The following is a 999-nucleotide window of genomic DNA, read 5'->3' as shown; positions in this document are numbered from 1 at the left end:
CGGGCCTGCACCAAGTTCGAACGGGCGGTGGCCGGGACCTTGTCGTCGTCCCGATGCAGCCAGCGCTTGGCGGCCTTCAGCGCAGACAGGTCAGCGCCCTTGTCCTTGAGCAATGCCAGCTCCTGCTTGGTAACGCGGCGCATCTCGCGGGCGTAGCCGGCCATCACTTCGTAGCGGTTGGCAATAACGGCTTCCAGCGTCTTCTCGTCGGCCACCGGCTGGATATCGCCCAACTGCATCTTGGGGGGCAGCTTCTTGACCTTCGCCCAGCCGATCTTTTGCATCAGGCTGATGTAGATCCAGCCGATGTCGAATTCGTACTTCTTGACCGAAAATTTTGCCGAGGTGGGGTAGGTGTGATGGTTGTTGTGCAGTTCCTCGCCGCCGATGATCAGGCCCCAGGGCATGATGTTGCGGCTGGCGTCGGGCGCCTCGAAGTTGCGATAGCCCCAGTAGTGACCGATGCCGTTGATGACGCCGGCCGCGGTGATCGGGATCCACAGCATCTGGACCGCCCAAACCGCCAAGCCAAGCGCGCCGAAGAGCGCCAGGTTGAGCACCAGCATCAGACCCACGCCCTGCCAGCTGTAGCGCGAATAGAGATTGCGCTCGAGCCAGTCGTCCGGCGTGCCGTGGCCGTAGCGCTCCATCGTTTCCTTGTTCTTCGACTCGGCGCGGTAAAGCTCGGCACCACGCCAGAGCACCTCGTCGATGCCCTTGACCTGCGGGCTGTGGGGGTCTTCCTCGGTCTCGCACTTGGCGTGGTGCTTGCGATGGATCGCCACCCACTCCTTGGTCACCATGCCGGTGCCCAGCCAGAGCCAGAAGCGGAAGAAATGAGAAGGGATCGGGCCCAGATCCATGGCCCGATGCGTTTGCGTGCGGTGCAGGAAGATCGTGACCGCAGCGATGGTGATGTGCGTGGTCAACAGCGTGTACAGCACGACCTGCCACCACGTGAGATCCCACAGGCCGTTCCCGAGCCAGTCGATGGCCGCG

At 63.0% G+C, this 999-nt stretch carries 1 protein-coding gene; it reads right to left on the bottom strand.

Annotation, left to right across the window (positions count from 1 at the left end; all coding sequences use genetic code 11):
- Positions 1 to 999: DesA family fatty acid desaturase (locus ACMGEZ_RS29665; protein ID WP_436825858.1), on the bottom strand; the 999-nt coding region annotated here is incomplete at both ends.

It is taken from the genome of Variovorax stachyos (assembly GCF_051400855.1).
Classification (GTDB): Bacteria; Pseudomonadota; Gammaproteobacteria; order Burkholderiales; family Burkholderiaceae_C; genus Variovorax.
Note: the sequence above shows the minus strand (reverse complement) of the source record. Positions and strands in the feature narration are given on the sequence as shown.